Genomic DNA, 23724 nt, shown 5'->3' with positions numbered 1-23724 from the left:
CGTTCTAACGAAGCGGGCCGTCTGCCCGTGCGGGCCGGGCGCCTGACATCTCACGCATTGCGCCGGCCAGACAAGCGGATCTTCGACCACGCGATGCATTTTTTCGGAGCTTCCGATGCCCTGTCTGCTTGGGATCGACAATGGCCTCACCGTCACCAAGGCGGTTGTCTTCGATGAGACGGGTGCCGTCCTGTCGGTGGCGCGGCGACGTATTCCCCAGATCATGACAAAAGCCCGCCATGTCGAGCGCGATATGGCAGGCCTCTGGGCGGCAACCGCCGAGGCCATTTCGGACGCGATTGCCGAAAGCGGCCGGCCGGCATCCGGGATCGCAGCGGTGGCCGCAACCGCTCATGGCGACGGGCTCTACCTTCTGGACCGCGACGGCAATCCGCTCGGCCACGGCATCCTGTCTCTCGACAGCCGCGCCGGCGACATCGTTGCCCACTGGGATGGCGATGGCACGGCAGAGGCGGCGCTGGCCTTGAGCGGCCAGCGGCCGCATGCATCCGCGCCGGCATCACTTCTGGCCCATATCCGAGAGGATGAACCTGAGCGGTTTGGTGCCATCGGAACGGCGTTTGCCTGCAAGGACTGGCTGCGTTACTGCCTGACCGGCACGATCGGCACGGACCTGACGGAAGCCAGCACTTCCTTCACCGAAGTAGCGTCGCAGGCCTACGCGCCTGACATCCTCGAGCTCTACGGCCTCGGCGCGCTTTCCGGCGCTCTGCCGGAGGTGGCGCTGCCGGATGCGGTGATCGGTGGCGTGACACCGCAGGCAGCGGCTTTGACCGGGCTTGTCGCCGGAACGCCTGTTGTCGCCGGCCTGCATGATGTCACGGCCTCGTCGCTCGGCATCGGCGGTTATGGCGTGGGTCAGGTGGCAGTGGTGGCCGGCACCTATTCCATCAACGAGACTGTCTCGACGCGCCCCGTGGTCGATGCCCGCTGGTTCTGCCGAAACGGGTTGAGGTTCGGCCAGTGGAACAATATGGCGATTTCGCCGGCGTCTGCGGCAAACTATGACTGGTTCCTCGACCGCCTGTGTAAATCCGACCAGAAGGCGGCAGAGGTCGAGGGTGCTTCCATCCATGAGCGTCTCGGCCGCGAAATCGGTGAAGCAATCGAGCGTCCCTCGACGGTGCTGTTTCACCCCTACCTGTTCGGCTCTCCGCATGGATCGACGGCCAGCGCCGGATTCCTCGGCCTGCGCGGTTGGCACGGCCGGGCCGACATGCTGCGGGCGGTGATCGAGGGTATTGCCTTCAACCATCGGGTTCATGTGGGCGACCTGCGCCAGGGTTTTGAGATGAAGACGGCAAAGCTGACGGGCGGCATCTCCCGCAATCCGCTTTTTGCGCAGTTGTTTGCCGATGTGCTTGGGATGACGGTGACCGTCACGGACACCGAAGAGGCCGCAGCCTGGGGAGCCGCACTCTGTGCTGGCTCCGGTATCGGGCTTTTTTCCTCCCCGACGGATGATCCGCGAGATCTGGCCTCCATCGGCCACGACTACCATCCCGACCCTGTACGGCAAAGGGCGCTCGACGAGCGGTATGGCCTGCATAGCGATCTGGCGAAGGCGCTTGCGCCGCTCTGGCCCCGTATCGAAGCCTTCGGATCGGAGGGCGCGGAATGACCGCTGATACCCGCCGCGAGGCCATCGCCGCTTATGTGATTGAACGCGGCGAAGCCCGTATCGACGATCTCGTGACAGAATTCGGCGTCTCGCGCATGACGATCCATCGGCACGTGGAGGACCTGGCAAGGCAGGGCGTGTTGCGCAAGCTGCATGGTGCCGTCAGCGCCCAGCCGTCAGGCGTCTATGAGAGCCTGTTCAGCTTCCGCAAGACCCGCTCGCTTGCCGCCAAGGCGGCGCTGGCCAGGGCTGCGGTTGGCGAGATCGAGCCGGGGAGCGTGATCCTCATCGATGATTCCACCACCGTCAACGCGCTCGCGCCGCATATCACGGAGGTGAGGCCGCTCACCGTCGTCACCAACAGCCTTGATCTTTCGGAACGGCTGAGTGGGGTTGATGAGGTGAAGCTGATTTGTCTCGGTGGCGAATATCACCCGACCTATCACGCCTTTATCGGCCATCTCTGCGAAAGCGCCTTGTCGCGCCTGCGCGTCAATCTCTTGATATGCTCGGCGTCGGCGATCAGCGGCACCTCTGCTATGATCCAGGATCCGCTCGTCGTGCGCGTCAAGCAGGCGATGATGGCTTCCGCCGTGCGCAAGGTTCTGCTGGTGGATTCGGAGAAATTCGACCGGGTGGCGCTGCACCTTTTTGCCGATCTCAAAGAGTTCGACGTGGTTTACGTCGATGATCGCCTTCCCGTAAAAACAGCCGATGCCCTACGGGCGGCCGGTGTTAGCCTCAAGCTGGTGACGGAAAATGACTGATATTGAAGACGTGGACGTTCTGATCCTAGGCGCTGGCATCAATGGAGCCGGGGTGTTTCGCGATCTCTGCGAGCAGGGGCTGACCTGCGTCATCTCCGACAAGGCCGATTTCGGTTCCGGCACCTCGGCGGCCCCTTCGCGTCTCATCCATGGCGGCATCAAATATCTTGAGACGGGCGAGTTTCGCCTTGTCGCGCAGTCGACGCTGGAGCGCAATCTTCTCCTCAAGAACGCGCCGCATTGCGTCAGCCGCCTGCCGACAGTGATCCCCATCTTCTCCTGGTTCAAAGGAATTCCGGCAGCACTTCGCACGCTCTTCGGCTCTACAACGGCGCCGCGAAGCCGTGGCGCGGTGCTGATGAAGATTGGTCTCGCGCTTTACGATTTCTATGGCTCGCGTCATCGCATGATGCCGCGCCATTCGCTGTGGAGCAAGGCGCGGGCACTCGCCACCATTCCGGCGCTCACGCCGCGCATTGTGGCGGCCGGCCTCTATTATGACGCCAAGATCAGTCATCCGGAACGGTTGGTCCTGGAATTGATCGAGGATGGCCTGCGGGCAAGTCCTTCGTCACGTGCCCTAAATTATACGCGGATCGGTGGCACGGATGGGCAGGCCGTGGTCCTCGTCGATGAGGACGGGAACGAGCAGCCTATTCGCCCACGCCTCGTCATCAATGCCGCCGGCCCCTGGATCGACCGGGTGAATGAAGATCTGGGTGTAACCTCCCGCCTGATCGGCGGCACCAAGGGGTCCCACATTCTTCTCGATCATCCGGATCTCATCGAAACGCTCGGCGGGCGGATGATCTACTTCGAGGCGGATGACGGGCGCATCTGCCTCGTGTTCGATTATCTCGGCAAGGCGCTGGTCGGCTCGACAGATATTCGCGACGACGACCCGGATCAGGTCACCTGCAGCGATGCCGAGATCGATTACCTGTTGCAGAGCCTCAACGGCCTGTTGCCGGGTCTTTCCTTCGACCGCAGCCAGATCGTCTATACCTATGCCGGCATCCGCCCGCTCCCGGCCTCCGATAGCACGGCCCCCGGCCTCATCAGCCGCGATCATTCGGCACCGGTCATCGAGCCGGAGGGGGAGAGACCGTGGCCGATTGTCTCACTCGTCGGCGGCAAGTGGACGACATTTCGCGGCTTTGCCGAGGAAGTGACCGACATGGTTCTGGTCCGGCTTCAGCAGACGCGCCGCATCAGCACGCAAAGCTTGGCCATTGGAGGAGGACGCGGTTTTCCGCGCGAGAACGAGCGGGTCAAGTGGCTGGACATGGCCTGCTCAAGGACCGGCGTGGATCAGGCTCGCGCCGACACGCTGCTATCGCGTTATGGCACGACGGCGCTTGCCATTCTGGAAGCCGAAGGGAATACGCCCACCATGCTGGCGGATGCACCGGATTATTCATTTGATGAATTGGCCTGGATTACGGGCCATGAGCAGGTGGCGCATCTGGACGATCTTGTGCTGCGCCGCACGGCGCTTGCCATCACCGGCCGCCTCAGCGGACGCGATCTAGATGCGATGGCAGATCGCATGGCGGCGCAGAAAGACTGGAACCCGGAGCGTCTTGCGGTGGAACTTCGCGCCACCAAGGCAAGACTTGCCGCGCGTCACGGGTTTTCGTTTGCTTGAGCAGCTCGGCGACTCCGCCGGTCGCACTGGCCTCAAACCGGTATATTCAAGACCAGCCGAATACGTTTCGTGCCGAGACGGCAGCGATGGGTTGTTTTGTTTCCAACCGCGTCAGGCGGCAATACAACGAAAACCCAGTACTCTCTCTTTTATCCAGAATAACACGTCCTGCGCGTATTTATTTAGGTATTCAGAAGCGCTTTTTCCTCGAACCGATTGCCGCGTTTTTTGTATCCATCGCGGTCATGGGATTGATGCAGATTTTGGTATGAACTCAATCTGTTAGACTGCAAGCCTACGAGAGTTTCGAAGTTCGCTTTTAGGGACTTGCATATGGATAAGCTCCAGTCTGTTAGCCTGCGCCGAGGGAAAGCAGACTAAATTTTCGATGGAGGCTCCTGTCCGGAGCAGGGTCACCAAGCCGCGCGCGATCAATCGGGCTTCCCTCCAAAGCATCTTCCTAGTGTCTAAGAGGAGATAGCGCCGAAAAGCTTGGTCCTTGCCCGATGTCCCAACACTCCAACTAGACACATGGCCTAAGAATTGCGTGTGACCGGGAGATAGTGAGCCGGGAGACGTCATTGGCAGTTTACGCGCCCATCCAATGCATCGTGATTGCGCTGAGCTGCATCGGAATGAGAGCGATCAGCGCATTTTCGCGCCATGATAGGACCAAAGCACTTGTGTTGCCGGTCATTGCCGTACGCGATCTCGAAGTAAGGCAAACCCTGATCTTCGTGAGCAACAGGAGTGCGTCTTTGCTCCGGGGTCGGGGGGCTGCGTCAAGCGTGGGCCGCTTGCATCTCGCATGCCATTGCTCTGTTGCCCCGGCATGAGCAGATCAAAAATCACCACGGACCTGACGATCCTGGTCATCGACGAGAACGCCATCCGGGGTTCGATCATCGAAGAGGGTTTGAACGAGGCGGGGCACCTGAATGTCAGGGTCATCCATGAGATGCAGGGCGTGGCGCGGCTGATCGAGACGATGGATCCGGATGTCATCATCATTGATATCGAAAATCCAAATCGTGACATGATGGAGCACATGTTCCAGCTCACCCGCATGATTTCGCGGCCAATTGCCATGTTCGTGGACAGATCCGATACGGCGGCGATCGAGGCTGCTGTTGATGCCGGGGTTTCCGCCTATGTGGTCGACGGGCTGAAGAAGGAGAGGATCAAGCCGATCCTCGATATGGCGGTGAGCCGCTTCAATGCCTTCAGCCGGTTGCAGCGCGAACTCGCCGAGGCACGCAGTGCGCTTGAAGAGCGCAAGGTCATCGAGCGGGCAAAGGGCATTTTGATGAAGATGCGGGGGATGAGCGAAGAACAGGCATACGCGCTGCTACGCCAGACGGCGATGAACGAGAAGAAGAAGCTGGCAGACATCGCGCAAAGCGTCGTCACGGCTGCAGGAATGCTGCTTTGAGCGCGGCATCGATCGGAGAATGCTGGTGAGTGATCGTGTTTCCACGCAATCGGGCGACAGCGCCGTCAAAGCGCCGTCGCGTGTCCGCGGCAAGGAGCAGAGGCTTCTGCGCGCGGGATACATCCCTTTGATGGATGCCGCGATCCTGATCGTTGCAGCCGAGCTCGGCTTTGCGGAGAAAGAGGGACTGCGTCTCGAACTGGTACGGGATGTCACCTGGGCCAATGTGCGGGACCGGCTGGCGTTTCGTCAGTTCGACATTGCCCATATGCTGTCGCCGATGCCGGTCGCCTCCATGCTGGGGCTGGGATCCAATCCTTCGCCGACGATCACACCCTTTTCGCTTGGCCGCGGCGGCAATGCCATCACGCTGTCGGCGCGGATCTTCGAGCGGATGAAGTCGTTGACGGGGCTTGCCGATGATGCGGGCGCGCTTGCCAATGCGAAGGCTCTCGCGGCTCTACTCGCCGACATGCGCTCCCGCGGCGAAGCCATGCCGACGCTTGGCATGACCTATCCGTTTTCCTCGCACAATTACGAGTTCCGCTACTGGCTGGCAGCTGGCGGCATCAATCCGGACCGCGACGTCAAGCTGGTCGTGGTGCCGCCGCCGCTGACATCCGATGCGCTTTCGGCAGGCGCGATCGATGGATTTTGCGTCGGTGCGCCCTGGAACATGATCGCCTCTGAACGCGGGACTGGCAGGATCGTCGCGGCCAAGCAGGACATATGGCCTCTGGCGCCGGAGAAAGTGCTGGGCATGCGGCCGGAATGGGCTGAGACCAATGCCGATACGGTGTCGCGCCTCATTATTGCGCTCGACAGGGCGGCGCGGTGGTGCGACGACGCCCAGAATCACAACGAACTCGCAGAGATCCTCAGCGCTCCCGATTATATCGCCGCGCCAACGAGCATTATTCGAAGCGTCTTGAGCGGAGAGTTCAATCTGGATGCGCAGGGTACGACGCGAGTCGTTCCCGACTATTTTCTCTACCATGGCAAGGCGGCAAACTATCCGCGGCCGGACCAGGCAAGCTGGATCTATAGCCAGATGATACGCTGGGGGCAGGCTGATTTCAGCGAAGAAGGCATGGCACGGGTCAGGAGCGCCTTCCGGCCCGACCTCTACGAGATGGCGCTGGGCGCAAACGCGGCCACCCCGGATGAGCCGGGCGAACGAAGTGCATCGGGATATGATGGCTTCATGGACGGGGAGATTTTCGACCCTCGTGATGTGCAGGCCTATGCGGAGCGTTTTGCGGTTCGCTCGACGTCGTCAGGCGACGACGTGACCGAAGCGTAATCGCGCGCGGTGCGCAAAGCTGAGGCATCTGCATCGAAAGTCAGGCTTCATAACGTGCAGCGCCGCTTGCCCTGCAATCGGCTACGCGTTCGGCAACTGTCCGTAAATGCAAACTAATCGTTCCCGTTGATGGCCTTATTTCGATCTGGCACGATGTTTGCTTGTATCTAACTGTCCGCGGTCAATGGCGATCGCAGGACAGATGAGCGCCCGATCAGGCGCAAATACCCATCCGACACCGACGTCGCATGCTCCCTTGCCGTCCGGCGCTTATCGCCCGGACCCGGCAGACGGGCACGCGGCGTTTTTTTGTTTCCGGATCTCCGTCACACCAGAGGGGCACAACGCTATGACGAAGACTACAGGAATGAACATCAACCGCCGGCAGATCCTGAAGATCAGTTCTGCCGTTGCTCTGGCAAGTGCTGTGCGCGCCGCATTTCCGTCCGGCGCCTTCGCCGCCTCGGCAGGTCCGGAAGTCAGCGGCCTCAAGATCGGCTACATCGCGCTGACCGACGCCGCGCCGCTGATCATTGCGCAGGAAAAGGGCCTGTTTGCCAAGCATGGCCTGCCGGATGTGGAAGTGCTCAAACAGGCATCCTGGGGCGCGACGCGCGACAATCTCGTGCTCGGCGGTGCCGCCAACGGCATCGACGGTGCGCATATCCTCACCCCGTTGCCCTATCTCATGTCCACCGGCAAGGTGACCCAGAACAACGTACCGGTGCCAATGTCGATCGTTGCCCGCCTCAACCTCGACAGCCAAGGCATTTCGGTTGCCAAGGAATATGCCGGGACCGGGGTCCAGCTCGATGCTTCCAAGCTGCGGGAGGCGTTTGCCGCCAAGAAGGCTGCCGGCAGCGAGATCAAGGTCGCCATGACATTTCCCGGCGGCACCCATGATCTCTGGATCCGCTACTGGCTTGCCGCCGGCGGCATCGATCCGGACAAGGACGTGTCGACGATCGTGGTGCCGCCGCCGCAGATGGTGGCGAACATGAAGGTCGGCAACATGGACGCCTTCTGCGTCGGCGAGCCTTGGAACGAGCAGCTCGTCAACCAGGGTATCGGCTTCACTGCCTGCACCACCGGCGAGATGTGGAAAGGTCATCCGGAAAAAGCGCTCGGGCTTCGCTCCGACTGGATCGAGAAGAACCCGAATGCCGCGCGTGCGCTGATGATGGCCGTCATGGAAGCCCAGATGTGGGCCGACAGCATGGACAACAAGGAAGAGATGGCCGCCATTCTTGGCAAGCGCCAGTGGTTCAACGTCCCGCCGAAGGATGTCGCCGGCCGCCTCAAGGGCACCATCAACTACGGCAACGGGCGCCTTGTCGAGAATACCGGGCTGGAGATGAAGTTCTGGAAGGACCATGCCTCCTATCCGTTCAAGAGCCACGACGCCTGGTTCCTCACCGAGAACGTCCGCTGGGGCAAGTTCGCACCCGATACCGACATCAAGGCGCTGGTCGACAAGGTCAACCGCGAGGACATCTGGCGCGCGGCAGCAGCCGATCTGGGCATTGCTGCCGCCGACATTCCGGCGTCGAGCTCGCGTGGAAAAGAGACCTTCTTCGACGGCAAGGTCTTCGATCCGGAAAACCCGAAGGCCTATCTCGAGAGCCTGACGATCAAGGCAAGTGCCTGAAGCAGCGGCCCTTCACGCGGCAGCGTATGGGGGGCCTGTCTTGTCCAGAACGAACATCACTTGAAGGGATCACCATGACTGCAACAGCCCGCAAGTCAGACCAGGCAACAACGCCAAAAACGCCGGCGGCGTCGGAGAAAAGCGCGACCGTTGTCATGATGGTCCAGCCCCCAGCCCGCAAGCTCGCCATCCGGCATGCCGCCACTGCCGTCTGTCGCAACGTACTGCCGCCGCTGGTGGTGCTGATCGCGCTCCTCGCCATCTGGCAGATCGCCTGCTCCGGTGCTGGCGCTACTTTGCCACCGCCATCGCAGGTCTGGATCGACAGCTATGACCTGATCGCCCATCCGTTCTTCGATTTCGGGCCGCAGGACATAGGTCTTGCCTGGCGCGTGCTGATCTCGCTTCAGCGTGTCGCGATCGGCTTCGGGCTTGCAGCAGTGGTCGGCGTCTTCCTTGGCGCCCTTGTCGGGCAGTCGGTCTGGGCCATGCGCGGCCTCGACCCGATCTTCCAGATCCTGCGCACTGTTCCACCACTCGCCTGGCTGCCGCTCTCGCTCGCCGCCTTCCAGAATTCCAATCCGTCGGCGATCTTCGTGATCTTCATCACCTCGATCTGGCCTGTGATCATCAACACCGCCGTCGGCGTGCGCAACATACCGGACGACTATCGCAACATCGCCCGGGTCCTGCGCCTCAATCAGCTCGAATTCTTCATCCGCATCATGGTGCCGGCGGCAGCCCCTTACATCTTTACCGGCCTTCGCATCGGCATCGGCCTGTCGTGGCTTGCCATCGTGGCCGCGGAAATGCTGACCGGCGGCGTCGGCATCGGCTTCTTCATCTGGGATGCGTGGAACTCCTCGCGCCTCACCGACATCATCGTGGCGCTCGCCTATATCGGCGTGACCGGCTTTGTCCTCGACAAGCTGGTGGGCCTGCTCGGCTCGATCGTCACCCGCGGCACCGCCAGGAATTGAGGAGACGGCCATGAGCGCCTACCTGAAAATCGATCACGTCGACAAGAACTTCGAACGCGCCGGCACAACAACAGAGGTGCTGAAGGACATCTCGCTCACCATCGACAAGGGCGAGTTCGTCTCCATCATCGGCCATTCCGGTTGTGGCAAGTCGACCCTGCTGAACCTGATCGCCGGCTTGACGCGGGTTTCCACCGGTGCCGTCCTGCTCGAAAACGTAGAGGTCAATGCGCCGGGCCCGGAACGCGCCGTCGTTTTCCAGAACCATTCGCTGCTGCCCTGGCTGACCGTCTATGAAAACGTCAATCTTGCGGTCTCCAAGGTCTTTGCCGGCAGGAAGACGCGGGCCGAAAAGCATGACTGGGTGATGCGCAACCTCGATCTCGTCCAGATGGCGCATGCCAAGGACAAGCGCCCTTCCGAAATTTCCGGCGGTATGAAGCAGCGCGTCGGGATTGCCCGCGCGCTCGCCATGGAACCGAAGATCCTCCTGCTCGACGAACCGTTCGGTGCGCTCGATGCGCTCACGCGTGCCCATCTGCAGGATGCGGTGATGGAGATCCATTCCCGCCTCGGCAACACGATGATCATGATCACCCATGACGTCGACGAGGCCGTGCTCCTCTCCGATCGCATCGTCATGATGACCAACGGTCCGGCCGCCCGCATCGGCGAAGTGCTGGATGTGCCCATCCCGCGGGTGCGCGACCGCATCGCGCTCGCGGCCGACCGAACCTACCTCAAGTCCCGCGAAGCCGTGCTGAAGTTCCTCTACGAACGTCACCGCTTCGTCGAAGCTGCGGAGTAACCGACATGACGGAAAAGCTCGTTATCATCGGCAACGGCATGGCGCCCGGTCGCATGCTGGAAGAACTGTTCGAAAGGGCCCCCGGTCGTTTCGACGTGACCATCTTCAACGCCGAACCGCGCGTCAACTATGACCGCATCATGCTCTCGCCGGTTCTGTCCGGCGAAAAGTGCTACGACGACATCGTCATCCACAATGACCATTGGTACGCCACCCATGGCGTGACACTGTATAAGGGTGCAAGGGTCACTGAGATCGACCGCCAGGCGAAGACGGTCACCTCGGCCAACGGCATCACCGCAGCCTATGACAAGCTTGTCATCGCCACCGGCTCTCTCCCGTTCATCATCCCGGTTCCGGGTCACCAAGTGCCGGGCGTTCTCGCCTACCGCGATCTCGCCGATGTCGAGAAGATGGTCGAGATTGCGGGCGCCAAGGGCCGCGCCATCGTCATCGGCGCCGGGCTGCTGGGCTTGGAGGCTGCTTACGGGCTGAAGCGGCAGGGCATGGAGGTGACCGTCATTCACCTCAACCCGACCATCATGGACCGTCAGCTCGATCCGCCGGCCGCCTATCTGCTCGAAAAGGCGCTCACCGAACGCGGCATCGACATCATCACCAAGGCCAATACCAAGCGGATCCTTGGCACCGACAAGGTCGAGGGTATCGAGCTGGATGACGGCCGCGTCATCACCGGCGATATGGTGATCATGGCCGTCGGCATCCGCCCGGCCTCGAGCCTTGCCAAGGATGCCGGCATCGCCGTCAACCGCGGCATCGTCGTCGACGACGGGATGATGACCTCTGACCCGAACGTCTTTTCGCTCGGCGAATGCGCCGAACATCGCGGCATCTGCTATGGGCTCGTTGCGCCCCTTTATGAGGCCGCAAGGGTTCTTGCTGATCGCCTCATCGGCGGTACCAGCGAATATCATGGCTCTGTCGTCAACACGAAGCTCAAAGTCACCGGCATCAACCTGTTTTCGGCAGGCGATTTTGCCGAAGCGCCGGACCGCGAGGAAATCGTGCTGCGCGATGCGTCCGCCGGCATCTACAAGCGGCTGGTCCTGAAGGACAATCGCATCATCGGCGCGGTACTCTACGGCGAGACGGCGGATGGCTCTTGGTTCTTCGACCTGATGAAACGCGGGACCGATATCTCGCAAATGCGCGACACCCTGATATTCGGCCAGTCCTACCAGGGAGGGTCTCCGCTGGACCCTATGGCGGCCGTTGCAGCCTTGCCGGATGATGCGGAAATCTGCGGCTGCAACGGCGTCTGTAAGGGCAAGATCACCACGACCATCACCGGCAAGGGTCTGACCTCGCTGGATGACGTCCGCGCCCACACAAAGGCATCCGCATCCTGCGGCTCCTGCACTGGCCTCGTCGAGCAGCTGATGGCGCTGACGCTGGGCGATGCTTACAATCCGGCCGCCGTCACGCCAATGTGCACCTGCACCGAACTTGGCCATGACGACGTCCGCCGCCTAATCAAGGCCAAGGGTCTGAAGACCATTCCCGCGGTCATGCAGGAACTGGAATGGAAGACCTCCTGCGGCTGCGCCAAGTGCCGGCCTGCGCTCAACTACTATCTCGTCTGCGACTGGCCGGACGAATATGCCGACGACTACCAGTCGCGCTATATCAACGAGCGTGTGCACGCCAACATCCAGAAGGATGGCACCTATTCGGTCGTGCCGCGCATGTGGGGCGGTGTAACGAACGCCGCGGAACTGCGCGCCATCGCCGATGTCGTCGACAAGTTCGAAATACCGATGGTGAAGGTGACCGGCGGCCAGCGCATCGATTTGCTCGGCATCGAGAAGGAAGATCTGCCGGCCGTCTGGGCCGACCTCGGCAAGGCCGGATTCATCTCGGGTCAGGCCTATGCCAAAGGCTTGCGCACGGTAAAAACCTGCGTCGGTTCCGACTGGTGCCGCTTCGGCACGCAGGATTCGACCGGGTTCGGCATCCGCGTCGAGAAGTTCATGTGGGGCTCGTGGACACCGGCCAAACTGAAACTTGCCGTCTCCGGCTGTCCACGCAACTGCGCCGAAGCCACCTGCAAGGATATCGGAGTGATCTGCGTCGACAGCGGTTTCGAGATCCATTTCGCCGGTGCCGCCGGTCTCGACATCAAGGGCACGGATGTCCTGGGTCTGGTGAAAACCGAGGATGAGGCGCTGGAGCATATCGTGGCGCTCACCCAGATGTATCGGGAGCAGGGCCGTTACCTTGAGCGCATCTACAAATGGGCCAAACGCATCGGCCATGACGAGATCCGCCGCCAGATCATGGGCGATCCCGAAAAACGCCGTGCCTATTACGACCGCTTCGTCTTCTCCCAGACATTCGCCCAGGTCGACCCCTGGTCGGAGCGTGTCTCGGGCAAGGACAAGCACGAGTTCAAGCCCATGGCGACCATCAGCTACAACCAGGCAGCGGAGTGAGGCGATGAACAGCAACTGGATGACGATCGGTCGAATCGACGACATTCCGCTGCGCGGGGCGCGTTGCGTAAAGACGCCGCAGGGCAAGGTTGCCGTGTTTCGCACGGCCGAAAACGAGGTCTTTGCAATCGAGGACCGTTGCCCGCACAAGGGCGGTCCGCTCTCCCAGGGCATCGTCCATGGCAAGGCCGTGACCTGCCCCTTGCACAACTGGGTGATCTCGCTTGAGAGCGGCCGCGCACTCGGCGCCGACGAAGGCTCCGTCGCGACACTGCCGCTGCGCAACACGGACGGCGAATTGTCCATCCTCCTGGAGAGGCGGCTGGAAGCGGCCGAGTAAACACCCCCATCCTGCATATTCCCAAGGAGGCGATGATGCTGTCAAAATCAGACGTGACCGAGATGATCTACGAGAAGAAGCGGCAGGCCGGCCTGAGCTGGGCCTCGATTGCCGAAGGGATCGGCATGAGCGAGGTATTTGTTACCTCGGCCTGCCTTGGAATGAATGCGCTGCCACGCGTGAAGGCCGATCTTCTGGTGCGCGATCTCGGTCTGCCCCAGGAATGTGCTGTCGTCCTGGCGGAGTTCCCGACCAAGGTCTGGGGTCGCGATATCCCTACCGATCCCTGCATCTACCGGCTCTACGAGATCGTTGGAGTTTACGGCGAGACCCTGAAAGAGCTCATCCAGGAGAAATGCGGTAACGGCATCATGAGCGCCATCGATTTTGACATGGTGGTGGAGAAGGTTGCCAATCCGAAGGGCGACCGCATTGAGATCCGCATGAGCGGAAAATATCTCGGTTACAATAGTTGGTGAGATGCGGGAAGCCACCATGTCCGGTGTAACCAAGACGACCTGCCCCTATTGCGGTGTCGGCTGCGGCGTGATCGCCGCAGTCGACGACGAGGGCAAGATCAGCGTGTCGGGCGATCCTGACCATCCCGCCAGTTACGGAAGGCTTTGTTCGAAAGGCTCGGCGCTGGCCGAAACGCTGGATATGGACGGTCGCGCACTTTACCCTCGAGTTCATGGCGAAAGAGCCGGCTGGGACGAAGCGCTCGATCTCGTTGCCGCAAATTTTCAGCGGGCCATCGGCAATCATGGCCCGGATTCCGTTGCCTTCTATGTTTCCGGGCAGATGTTGACCGAAGATTATTATGTCGCCAACAAGCTGATGAAGGGGTTTATCGGCTCCGCCAACATAGACACCAACTCACGCCTGTGCATGGCCTCGTCCGTTGCCGGTCATCGCCGCGCCTTCGGCGCCGATACCGTCCCGGCCTGCTATGAGGACCTGGAGCTGGCGGATCTCGTGGTCCTGGTCGGCTCCAACATGGCCTGGTGCCATCCTGTCCTTTACCAGCGTCTGGCGGCGGCCAAGGCTGCCCGGCCTTCCATGAAGGTGGTGGTGATCGACCCGCGCAAAACCGCGACCAGCGACATCGCCGATCTGCATCTGGCCGTGGCCGCCGATGGCGACATAGCCCTGTTCAACGGCCTGCTCACCTATCTGTCCGAGACCGGAGCGGTGGACGAAAACTACGTGTCAAGGCACACATCCGGGTTCCCCGAAGCGTTGATGGCAGCGGCACCTGGCTCTGTTTCTGACCTTTCGGTGGCGACGGGCGTGTCCGGCATGCTCAGCCGTCAGTTCTACCGTCTCTTCGGACAAACCGAGAAGGTCGTCACCTGCTACAGCCAGGGCGTCAACCAGTCTGCCGTCGGCACGGACAAGGTCAATGCCATCATCAACTGCCATCTCGCAACCGGCCGGATCGGTCGGCCTGGAATGGGACCGCTGTCGCTGACCGGCCAGCCGAACGCCATGGGCGGACGCGAAGTCGGCGGCCTCGCCAACATGCTGGCGGCCCACATGGCGATCGAGAACCCGGTGCATAGGGATCGGGTGCAGCGCTTCTGGAGTTCACCCACCATCGCCGACAGACCCGGCCTGAAGGCCGTCGACATGTTCGAGGCGGTGGCAGACGGTCGGATCAAGGCGATCTGGATCATGTCGACCAATCCTGTCGTTTCCATGCCCGATGCCGATGCGGTCAAGGCGGCCCTCAAGGCATGCCCCTTCGTGGTGGTCTCGGACATCCAGCAGGATACCGATACGGCCCGTCTCGCCCATGTCCTGCTTCCGGCCACCGGCTGGGGCGAAAAATCCGGCACGGTGACGAATTCAGAGCGTCGGATCTCCCGGCAGAGACCGTTCCTATCTGAGCCGGGCGAGGCCCGCGCCGACTGGTGGCAGATGGCTGAGGTGGCTAAGCGTATGGGGTTCGGCCCGGCTTTCGATTACGGCGCTCCGGGCGAGATCTTCGCCGAGCACGCGGCCCTATCCGCCTTCGAGAACGAGGGCGAGCGCGATTTCGACATCGGCGCCCATGCCGCAATCAGCCACAGCGCTTATGAGGAGCTCCAGCCATTCCAGTGGCCTTCGCGTTGTGACGGTTCAACGCTTGCCCGTTTCTTTGCCGATGGTGGTTTCTTCACTGCCGATCGAAGGGCTCGTCTCGTACCGGTCGCGACGCCTGCGCTGGAAAAGACGGGTGCCTGTTTTCCCTTCACCCTCAATACGGGCCGGATCCGCGATCACTGGCATACGATGACGCGCACGGGAAAGAGTGCCCGGCTCTCCGCCCATATCGCGGAGCCCTTCTGCGAGATCCATCCGGCGGACGCGGCGAACGTCGGTATCGGCGATGCCGACCTCGTGCATGTCGAAGGCGAAAACGGCAGGTCGATCATCGTGCGCGCCCTGTTGACTGAACGGCAGATGCGGGGGTCGGTCTTCGTTCCCATGCACTGGACCGGCGAGACGGCGCCGAGTGCCCGCGTCGATACGCTTGTCCCACCCCGCGTCGATCCGGTTTCCGGCCAGCCTGCCTTGAAGATGGCGCGCGTTTCTGTCGCCCGCCACGAGGCGCAGGCGCATGGCTTTCTGGTGACGGCGAAGCGTCCGCTCGTTCTCCCGTTTGCCTATTGGGCGATCGCGAGAACCGAAGGCGGTTACCGACTGGAATTTGCAGGTGACCAGCCCGCCGATGGCTGGGAGGACTGGTTGCGGCGCAGCTTGCAACTCGACGACCGCCAGGACTTCTCCGGTTACCTCGACCGGCAGGCCGGGGATCACCGCCTGCTCGCCTTTGGCGGAGAGCATCTGCTGGCAGCCTTGTTCGTGTCATCTGAACCGGTCAGCGTATCGCGGCAATGGGCGGTCGAGCAGCTGAAGGAGCGGCATCTGGACAGCCGCACCCGTTCCATGCTCATAGCCGGCCGTCCGGCAGCGGGGCGACCGGACAAGGGCGCGATCGTCTGCTCTTGTTTTTCGGTCGGTATCAATGAGATTAGTGCCGCCGCCCATCGCGGTTGCCGGTCTGTGGAAGCTGTCGGCCTAGCCTTGAATGCCGGAACCAATTGCGGCTCCTGCCGCCCCGAAATCAGGAGGATCCTGGATGCGACGCAAGCCCTTGCAGCAGAGTGACGGAAACGAGCGCATCGCAGCACTTGCCAAGCTGCCGGTCTTCTGGAACCTTACGGGCAAGCGGGCGGTCATGGCGGGCGGATCGGATGGCGCCGCCTGGAAGGCAGAGCTTCTGCAAGCCTGCGGTGCCGAGGTGGAGCTGTACTGCGAAACCGCCGAGCTCGGCGACACGATGAAGGCGCTGGTCGAGCGGACCGGGCTGACGCATCATGACCATCCCTGGCATTGCGGTATCTTCGCCGGGGCATCGCTGGCGCTCGCCGACTGCGAGACCGATGCCGAGGCGCAGGCCTTCTACTGCGCGGCGCGCGCGGCCGGCATCCCCGTCAATGTGATCGACAAGCCTGCCTATTGCCAGTTCCAGTTCGGCTCGATCGTCAACCGGTCGCCGGTGATCGTGTCGATCTCGACGGATGGAGCGGCACCGATCCTGGCCCAGGCAATCCGCCAGCGGATCGAAACACTGCTGCCGCCGGCGCTGAAGCACTGGGCAAGCCTTGCGCAGTCGCTGCGGGAGGCGGTCAACCGCCGGCTGTCGCCAGGTCCGGCAAGACGCCTTTTCTGGGAGCGTTTCGTTGCCCGAAGCCTCTCGACCAACGAGCCACCAGCGCAAGATACCGCGGACCGGTTGCTCGCCACCGCCGAGCAGATCGCTTCGGTTCCGAGTTTGGGATCGGTGACACTGGTCGGGGCAGGGCCGGGAGATGCCGAACTGCTTACGCTCAAGGCCATGCGGGCGCTGCAGGCCGCCGATGTCATCCTGTTCGATGATCTTGTCTCGCCGGAGGTGCTGGAACTGGCGAGGCGTGAGGCGAAGCGGTTCCTCGTCGGCAAGAGAGGCGGGCGAGAGAGCTGTCGCCAGGATGACATCAACGACATGATGGTGCGGTTCGCAAAGGACGGCAAACGCGTTGTCCGGCTTAAATCCGGTGATCCTATGATCTTCGGGCGGGCTGGCGAAGAAATCGCCCGGCTGCAAAGCGAGGGCATTGCGGTAGACGTGGTGCCGGGCATCACCGCAGCGTCGGCCATGGCCGCGTCGCTGAAGACATCGCTCACCAACCGCGACCACGCCCAGCAGGTCCGCTTCGTCACGGCCCATTCGCGGGATCATGAACTGCCCCAGACCGTCGACTGGGCCTCGCTCGCCAAACCCAACCAGACCTCGGTGTTCTACATGGGCGGCAGAATGGCAAGCCAGATCGAGCAGAGATTGATGGACAATGGGATGACAGCTGACACGCCCGTCGTCGTGGTTTCCTCCGTCAGCCGCACGCACGAACATCGCTGGGCTGGTCCGCTCGCAAGACTTGGCTATGCCATGCGCACGATCGGCGTCGAGGAGCCTGTGCTGATCGGGGTCGGAGAGGTGTTCGGCGCGGTTGCCGGAGAACACGATCAGGAAGGGCAGCAGCATCGGGTTGGAAGCGTTTAAGCGATGCTGAGTGACGTCGCTGGGAGGGAGCGGCAAACAAAGGATAGGCCCTGAATGCGCCGAGACTTGCAAAAGTTGCTACATTCTACTTCCGTGCGCCACGTGGCAGTAACTTCAATGGCCTGCCGCGACGCCGGCCGGTGTCATTCGTCTTTGCAACCACCGCAATGTCTGAAAACTGACGCACGATCGGATTTGGCTTGACCTAGCTCCGCCCTCTGATGCGATTTCGACGAAGACTCACGTTCGGCACGGATTTCTGGTGAATAGTGCGTCGATCTGAGGCGCGTTTTGAGAAAACAATTGCCAGAGGAGCATGGCCAGAACGAACATCACATTCCAGGCAATCACCACGTCCGAGAGGAAGTGGCCTCCGAACATCACTCGGTTGAATGAGAAGGCTGCCGCGACAATGCCGACCGGTGCGAGATAAGTTGTCCGGTGTCTGGGGGTGACGAACACGACAAGTGTGAGCAGCGCAAAGGCGCTTGCGGCCTCTCCCGAGATAAAGGAACAATTCCTGACACATTGGTCGGTGAGCTGCCACGGAGGGGTAAAGATCGCACTGCCGCCGAATTCGTCGAGTGCTCTTGGACGCGCCCTCCCGACCAGCATCTTGATGACTTGAACGCCCAGCCCCGGACCTGCTGCAAAGAACGTCAGCACGAATAACAACTTATGCGGTGCGGCTGAGTATTTCGGGTTCCTGAGGAAAGGACTTGCAAGCAAAAGCACGATTGCAAACCCGATCACGACCCAAGGCAGAAGCCTGTTGAGGTCACGAAACGCAATGAGGAAACTGTATTCCTCGAAAGCGAAGCCCGCGATGGGATCCCAGAAATAACGACTGACGATCAGGTCGATTTCCGGCACAGTCGCAAAGATCAGCGATACAAAACCCAAAAGCATAAGCGCCTCTGGAAGCAAACGGTGTGCTTCGTCTTCAACGGTCTTCGGATTTGCTTTCTGAGCGTGGTTGAGATCAGTTACGTCCATGGGTGGTTCCTCTGTGAGGACCACGTTCTCTCGCCGGATTATCAAGATTTGACCGAGAACCGGAGAAGAGCATGTCAAAGTCAGAGAGTTTGACGATGATCTCATCGCTCGTGCTGGTCGTCGAGGACGACCAAGAGATTGCTTCCCTTATTGAAAAATATCTCGCAAGAGCCGGCTACAGGACGGTAAAGGCTTCGACAGGCCTTACGGCTCTCACCCATGTCCAGAGATTGCAGCCCGACCTGATCCTGCTCGATATCGGCCTGCCTGACATCGATGGCTTCGATCTTCTGGCGAGGGTCCGGGCAAATTCGAGCGTGCCGGTCATCTTCCTGTCGGCGATGGATGACAGTACCGACAAGTTGCTCGGCCTGAAGCTCGGCGCCGATGACTATGTCACCAAACCGTTCAACCCGCAGGAAGTCGTGGCGCGGGTGGGCGCTGTCCTCAAGCGCACCAGAGGCGTTGGCGCTCATGAGGTTGTCCGGCACGACGGGGTCGAGGTTCAGCTGGAGTCCCACATCGCGATTGCCTCGACGGACAAAGGCCGGGTCGAACTGCCGCTGACCGCAACGGAGTTTCGCCTTCTCGTCTGTTTCGTCCGGTCGCCGTTCAAGACCTTCGAAAGAGCATCCTTGCTGGATGCGTGCATGCCCGAAAGCGATGCGCTCGATCGAACCGTCGATACGCATATCGCCAACCTCAGGCGAAAGCTGGCGAGTTGCGGCCTGGACGGCTTTATCGTTGCCGTGCGCGGGATAGGCTATCGTTTCGCGAGGTCGACAGGTGTCTAGACCGGCTCTATCAACACTGACGGCGGCTCTGGTTTCCGTCATTCAACTGATGACCATCGCGCTCCTCTATATCCTGACCGACTGGTATATCGATCATGCCGAATTATCGGCACTGGACGCGCTGCCCCCCGATGCGAAACGTGCCTGGGTCAGCATCAACAATGGCGAGATCCCCGCACCGAGCGATCTCGCGGCACTCGCGCCGCTCTATCCGACACTGGAAGAGGCGACCGAGGCGTCCCCTGTCGAGGGTGTTTTAGGTTTCGGATTTCTGCTGATCGTGTTTACCAGCGGCATTGGCGTCGTCCTGGCCTACCGGCTCGTCGCGCCGCTCACCCGCCTGACGGCCGCAGCCGAAAAGATCCGGCAGGGCGATTTTCAGGTCACGGTCGAACCGGGCGCAACCAAGGAAGTCGAAACGCTTGCGATCACCATCAATCGCATGGCGAGCGAGTTGCTTGCATTGGAGACCCGCCTGAAATTCAACACGCGCGCGGTGGCCCACGAACTGCGCACACCACTGACGGTGCTGCAGGGCAATCTGCAAGGCATGACTGACGGCGTCATTCCCGTCAGCGAAGACCAGTTGCGTGCGCTCTTGGCGCAGACACGGGGCATGTCGCGGCTGGTGGACCAGCTGAACACGCTCTCACTGGCAGGCACGATCGACTTTGTGACCGCGACCACGGCGACCGACCTGGCCTTGCATGCTTCGGAGACGGTGACCCTGTTCCAGATCTCCGCAGGCGGTGATGTCAATTTCCGAACCTACCTTGCGCCCGCACCGGCAATGATCGATCCGGACCGTTTCCGCCAGGCTATCCTCGCTCTTCTGGAAAACGCACGGCGATACGCGGGCGATTTCGGGCCGATCGATGTTCACACTGGGGTGGATGACACGGGGCGGTCGTTCATTTCTGTCCAGGACAAGGGTCCAGGACTACCAGACTATGCGCAGCACTCCTCTTTCGACATGTTCTGGAGAAGCGAGAGGCTCAGCGGTCGTGGCACAAGCGGTTCAGGGCTTGGTCTGACGATCGTCAAAGCGATTGCGGAAGGCCACAATGCCCGCTTGGAGGTCGGAAACAATCCTGACGGTGGCGCATACGCCAAGGTTACATTTGAGGTCGCGTAGACCTAAGCGATCCCGAGGACGCTCCAACTGAAATGGAGGCGAACAGCGCCGGCCTGTCGCACCGGGTAAGAATCTACCGCTCCTGACCGACAGCGGAAATGCCTCCGCCTTGCGCCTCAAATTCGGTCGTCAAGCACTGCATTGCTCAGTTCAGACTGTTGGCCTAGCTTCGTGGCGTCGTCACGTCGTCGGTGTGCATCGTCCATCCTGTTGAACGCAGCTTCCGGGATGGGCCCGCTGTTCGCACAATCCCGTATTCGCTACTTCCCTGAAATAGGAGTGGAGCGTCGTCTGAAGCGCTCATAGCGCTCCATCAGGGACAAATTCCACGCAAGTGGCAATGACGAGGAGACGTTTCATGGCTGGAAGCGGCAAAGCAACGGGCGCTGTCCTGATCGGCCTGGCGCACGCCCATGCCGAAGCGCCACCGGTCGACGTGATCATCGTCGGAGGTGGGTCCGCCGGAGCGGTGCTTGCGACGCGCCTCAGCGCCGATCCTCATCGCACCATACTGTTGCTGGAAGCGGGGCCTGATTTCGCGCCGAGCGCCTATCCGCAGAGCCTGACCGATGCCGGCACTGTGGGGACTCCGGATTTCGATTGGCACTATCACAGCGACGACACGACAAAGCTCGGCCATGACATTCCATTGCCGCGGGGCAGGGTCGTCGGTGGCAGTTCCGCCGTCAATGGTACGGTCGCCATGCGGGCACGGCCGTCCGACTTCGCACGCTGGGCGGCGCGCGGGATCGAAGGTTGGTCCTGGAACGATGTGTCGGCCGCTTACAAGGCTTTGGAAAACACCCCGACCGGCGACGATACCCTGCATGGTCGATCCGGCCCCTTTCCGGTCCGGCAGCGAACCCTCGAGGAACTGACCGCGTCCTCTCGCGGCTTCGTTCACGCCGCGTGGGCCTTGGGTCTGGCTGACGTTTCGGATTTTAACAGCGCGGCTGCGGACGGGGCAGGGGCCTATCCGCTCAACGTCGTCGACGAGAGGAGGATGAATACCGGCATCGTCTATCTCACCGAGGAGGTTCGCGCCCGCCCGAACCTCACCATCCGCGGCGAGACAGAAGTGGATCACGTTGTCTTCAGCGGCAATCGGGCCACCGGCGTCCGGCTGGTGACGGGAGAGGTTTTGACCGGCGGCGAGATCATCCTGTCGGGCGGGGCGTTCGGAAGCCCGGCCATGCTGCTGCGCTCCGGCATCGGGCCTGCCGGCGATCTCCGCGCGCTGGAGATCCCTGTTCTGGCGGATCTGCCGGTCGGATCCCGTCTCCAGGACCATCCGTTCTTTTACAACGTCTACGCACTGAAGGCCTCCGACAGGGCGATGAGCCCCGCAGCCGGTGCGCTTGTCTGGACGGGCTCATCGTCCGCAACCGACGGCGATCTCGACCTCCAGATATCCGCGACCCACTTCATCGACCCGAAGGCGAGCCCGACGGGCGGCGCGATCGTTCTCGCGGCTGCGGTGACGCTGCCAAAGTCGGTCGGCAGCTTCCGCCTGGCCTCGCGAGACCCACGCGTTGCGCCGCGCATCCACTACAATTTCTTCGACGACCCGAGCGATCTCGACAGGATGGTGGAGGCGGTCAAGCTGTCCCGCGAAATCGGCAGAACCGCTCCTTTCGTGGGCATGGTTGATCACGAGATGGCCCCGGGAGACGGCGTGCACAGCGACGCGGACCTGCGCGCCAACATCATCGCCAACATTGCGGCCTACCAGCATCCGACCTCAACGGTTCCAATGGGCATCGACACCGACGAGACCGCCGTTGCCGATGCCTTCGGGCGCGTGCGCGGCACCGAGAACCTCCGCGTCGTCGACGCCTCCATCCTGCCAGACATCCCATCGGTCCCGACCAACGTCACCACCATCATGGTCGTCGAGCGGATCGCCGCGCGCATCCTCGCCTGATCGATCGGACCGAACGGTCAAGCCGACGGTCTCGCCCATCATCGCCCACATACGAAGGAGCATTCTCATGACATCTCTTATAGGCAAGGTGGCGCTGATCACCGGTGCATCGCGCGGCATCGGCCGGGCGATCGGTGAACGGCTTGGCCGCGAGGGCGCAACGGTCGCGATCAATTATCGCAGCCGTCCGGAGGAAGCGGCGGAAGCGGTGCGGGCCGTCGAGGAGGCCGGCGGCGTGGCGCATCCCTTCCAGGCCGATGTGGCCGATATGGCGGACATCCGGCGGCTGTTTGACGAGGTCGATACGGCCTTCGGAAGCCTCGACATCGTCGTTGCCAATGCCGGGCTGCCGTTCATTGGCGTGCCGGTCGTCGACGTCCGGGAAGAGGATTTTGACCGAATTTTTGGTCTCAATGCCAAGGGCTCGTTCTTCGTGCTCCAGGAGGCGGCCAAGCGGGTGCGGGACGGCGGAAGGATCATCGACATCTCGACCTCGACCACCGCGTTCACGGCACAGGGCATGGGCCTGCACGCGGCCTCGAAGGCCGGATCGAAGCTGATCGTCGAGGTTCTGGCGATAGAGCTGGGTCACCGCGGGATTACCGTCAACTCGGTCATGCCCGGCGCAACCAACACCGAGTTCATCAAGGATGCGCCGCAGGAAGAGCGTGACCGGATTGCGGCCGGCTCGCCGCTCGGACGCCTTGGTGAACCCGACGAGATCGCCGATGTCGTCGCCTTCCTAGCTTCCGACCAGGCACGCTGGCTGACGGGGCAGCATGTTCTGGCCAACGGTGGAGCACGGGTATGAGCAAGAGCTATGTCGCCGTCTATACCGCGACCCTTGCGGCAAGCCCGGAACGGATCTGGTCCGTCGTTCGCGATTTCGCAGCGGTCGCCTCGTGGAACCCGATTGCCCGTGAAAGCCGTCTGCTCGCCGACGGAGAACGGGAGCTGGTCACGACCGACGGGACGACCGTCCGCGAGCGGCTGATCAACCGCGACGACGGGGCGCGTCATCTTACCTACCAGATGGTGACGTTACCGATCCCAGTCAGCGAGCAGACGAACCAGATCCAGGTTCGTCCCGGCGTGAGCGCCGATGAAGCCAGCATCCGCTTCGAGGCGTCGTTCGTCCCGGTGAATGGCGTCGATTCGGAGGTGGTGATGGGGATCAACCTCTCGGCGTTTGCGGCGGCATCTAGAGGGCTGGCCCATCATCTCGGGGTTGCGCTTGTCAGGGCGTCTCTCTAATGCTGGTCGTGG

General features: G+C 61.7%; 20 protein-coding genes. 19 read left to right on the top strand and 1 reads right to left on the bottom strand.

What is annotated here, in order from left to right; translation table 11 throughout:
• Positions 1 to 115 precede the first annotated feature (115 nt).
• The 14 genes from BLW69_RS16135 (at position 116) to cysG (ending at position 17609) form a co-directional block, all read left to right on the top strand.
• Positions 116 to 1642, top strand: coding sequence for an FGGY-family carbohydrate kinase (locus BLW69_RS16135; RefSeq protein WP_092663359.1), 1527 nt, complete (start codon positions 116 to 118; stop codon positions 1640 to 1642).
• A complete protein-coding gene (locus tag BLW69_RS16130) occupies positions 1639 to 2409 on the top strand; it encodes a DeoR/GlpR family DNA-binding transcription regulator (RefSeq protein WP_092663357.1) in 771 nt (256 codons plus the stop codon). The genes BLW69_RS16135 and BLW69_RS16130 overlap by 4 nt, the downstream gene beginning before the upstream one ends.
• On the top strand, positions 2402 to 4057 hold the full coding sequence (locus tag BLW69_RS16125; RefSeq protein ID WP_092663355.1) for a glycerol-3-phosphate dehydrogenase/oxidase: 1656 nt from the start codon (positions 2402 to 2404) through the stop codon (positions 4055 to 4057). The genes BLW69_RS16130 and BLW69_RS16125 overlap by 8 nt, the downstream gene beginning before the upstream one ends.
• The gene (locus BLW69_RS22595; RefSeq protein ID WP_139283881.1) at positions 4054 to 4329 is read left to right on the top strand and encodes a hypothetical protein; all 276 of its coding nucleotides are present in this window, start codon (positions 4054 to 4056) and stop codon (positions 4327 to 4329) included. The genes BLW69_RS16125 and BLW69_RS22595 overlap by 4 nt, the downstream gene beginning before the upstream one ends.
• Positions 4330 to 4889: 560 nt before the next feature.
• Positions 4890 to 5489, top strand: a complete 600-nt coding sequence (locus BLW69_RS16120) for an ANTAR domain-containing response regulator (RefSeq protein WP_092663353.1) — start codon at positions 4890 to 4892, stop codon at positions 5487 to 5489.
• 25 nt (positions 5490 to 5514) lie between these two features.
• Positions 5515 to 6792, top strand: a complete 1278-nt coding sequence (locus tag BLW69_RS16115; protein WP_244508854.1) for a CmpA/NrtA family ABC transporter substrate-binding protein — start codon at positions 5515 to 5517, stop codon at positions 6790 to 6792.
• A 349-nt stretch (positions 6793 to 7141) separates the two neighbouring features.
• Positions 7142 to 8440, top strand: a complete 1299-nt coding sequence (locus BLW69_RS16110; protein ID WP_062578323.1) for a CmpA/NrtA family ABC transporter substrate-binding protein — start codon at positions 7142 to 7144, stop codon at positions 8438 to 8440.
• 74 nt (positions 8441 to 8514) lie between these two features.
• On the top strand, positions 8515 to 9420 hold the full coding sequence (ntrB, locus tag BLW69_RS16105) for a nitrate ABC transporter permease (RefSeq protein WP_092663349.1): 906 nt from the start codon (positions 8515 to 8517) through the stop codon (positions 9418 to 9420).
• A gap of 10 nt (positions 9421 to 9430) precedes the next feature.
• Entirely contained in the window at positions 9431 to 10228 is a 798-nt protein-coding gene (locus tag BLW69_RS16100; protein ID WP_092663347.1) for an ABC transporter ATP-binding protein, read from the top strand.
• A gap of 5 nt (positions 10229 to 10233) precedes the next feature.
• Positions 10234 to 12681 (top strand): nitrite reductase large subunit NirB, encoded by a 2448-nt coding sequence (gene nirB, locus BLW69_RS16095; RefSeq protein ID WP_092663345.1) that lies wholly within the window; start codon positions 10234 to 10236, stop codon positions 12679 to 12681.
• Between the two features lie 4 nt (positions 12682 to 12685).
• Positions 12686 to 13021: a nitrite reductase small subunit NirD gene (gene nirD / locus BLW69_RS16090; protein WP_062463257.1), complete on the top strand. Its 336-nt coding sequence runs from the start codon at positions 12686 to 12688 to the stop codon at positions 13019 to 13021.
• Between the two features lie 35 nt (positions 13022 to 13056).
• Complete coding sequence (cynS, locus tag BLW69_RS16085) at positions 13057 to 13500, top strand: cyanase (protein ID WP_062463338.1); 444 nt, start codon at positions 13057 to 13059, stop codon at positions 13498 to 13500.
• 16 nt (positions 13501 to 13516) lie between these two features.
• Complete coding sequence (locus BLW69_RS16080; protein ID WP_092663500.1) at positions 13517 to 16174, top strand: nitrate reductase; 2658 nt, start codon at positions 13517 to 13519, stop codon at positions 16172 to 16174.
• Positions 16146 to 17609 (top strand): siroheme synthase CysG, encoded by a 1464-nt coding sequence (gene cysG / locus BLW69_RS16075; protein ID WP_092663343.1) that lies wholly within the window; start codon positions 16146 to 16148, stop codon positions 17607 to 17609. The genes BLW69_RS16080 and cysG overlap by 29 nt, the downstream gene beginning before the upstream one ends.
• Before the next feature lie 240 nt (positions 17610 to 17849).
• On the opposite strand, the gene BLW69_RS16070 is transcribed toward cysG, so the two are convergent.
• Positions 17850 to 18605 carry a phosphatase PAP2 family protein gene (locus tag BLW69_RS16070; protein ID WP_162759513.1) on the bottom strand — a complete coding sequence of 252 codons (756 nt, stop codon included), beginning with the start codon at positions 18603 to 18605 and terminating at the stop codon, positions 17850 to 17852.
• Between the two features lie 95 nt (positions 18606 to 18700).
• Between BLW69_RS16070 and BLW69_RS16065 the strand changes: the two genes are divergently transcribed.
• The 5 genes from BLW69_RS16065 to BLW69_RS16045 all read left to right on the top strand — a co-directional run bounded on the left by BLW69_RS16065 (position 18701) and on the right by BLW69_RS16045 (position 23712).
• A complete protein-coding gene (locus BLW69_RS16065) occupies positions 18701 to 19399 on the top strand; it encodes a response regulator transcription factor (protein ID WP_062578313.1) in 699 nt (232 codons plus the stop codon).
• Positions 19392 to 20534, top strand: a complete 1143-nt coding sequence (locus BLW69_RS16060) for a sensor histidine kinase (protein WP_139283880.1) — start codon at positions 19392 to 19394, stop codon at positions 20532 to 20534. The genes BLW69_RS16065 and BLW69_RS16060 overlap by 8 nt, the downstream gene beginning before the upstream one ends.
• A 358-nt stretch (positions 20535 to 20892) precedes the next feature.
• Complete coding sequence (locus BLW69_RS16055; RefSeq protein WP_210184923.1) at positions 20893 to 22458, top strand: GMC family oxidoreductase; 1566 nt, start codon at positions 20893 to 20895, stop codon at positions 22456 to 22458.
• A 67-nt stretch (positions 22459 to 22525) separates the two neighbouring features.
• A complete protein-coding gene (locus tag BLW69_RS16050) occupies positions 22526 to 23269 on the top strand; it encodes an SDR family oxidoreductase (RefSeq protein WP_092663335.1) in 744 nt (247 codons plus the stop codon).
• The gene (locus BLW69_RS16045; protein ID WP_092663333.1) at positions 23266 to 23712 is read left to right on the top strand and encodes an SRPBCC family protein; all 447 of its coding nucleotides are present in this window, start codon (positions 23266 to 23268) and stop codon (positions 23710 to 23712) included. The genes BLW69_RS16050 and BLW69_RS16045 overlap by 4 nt, the downstream gene beginning before the upstream one ends.
• Positions 23713 to 23724: the final 12 nt, after the last annotated feature.

Source organism: Rhizobium sp. NFR12, from assembly GCF_900108545.1.
Lineage (GTDB): Bacteria > Pseudomonadota > Alphaproteobacteria > Rhizobiales > Rhizobiaceae > Neorhizobium > Neorhizobium soli.
Note: the sequence above shows the minus strand (reverse complement) of the source record. Positions and strands in the feature narration are given on the sequence as shown.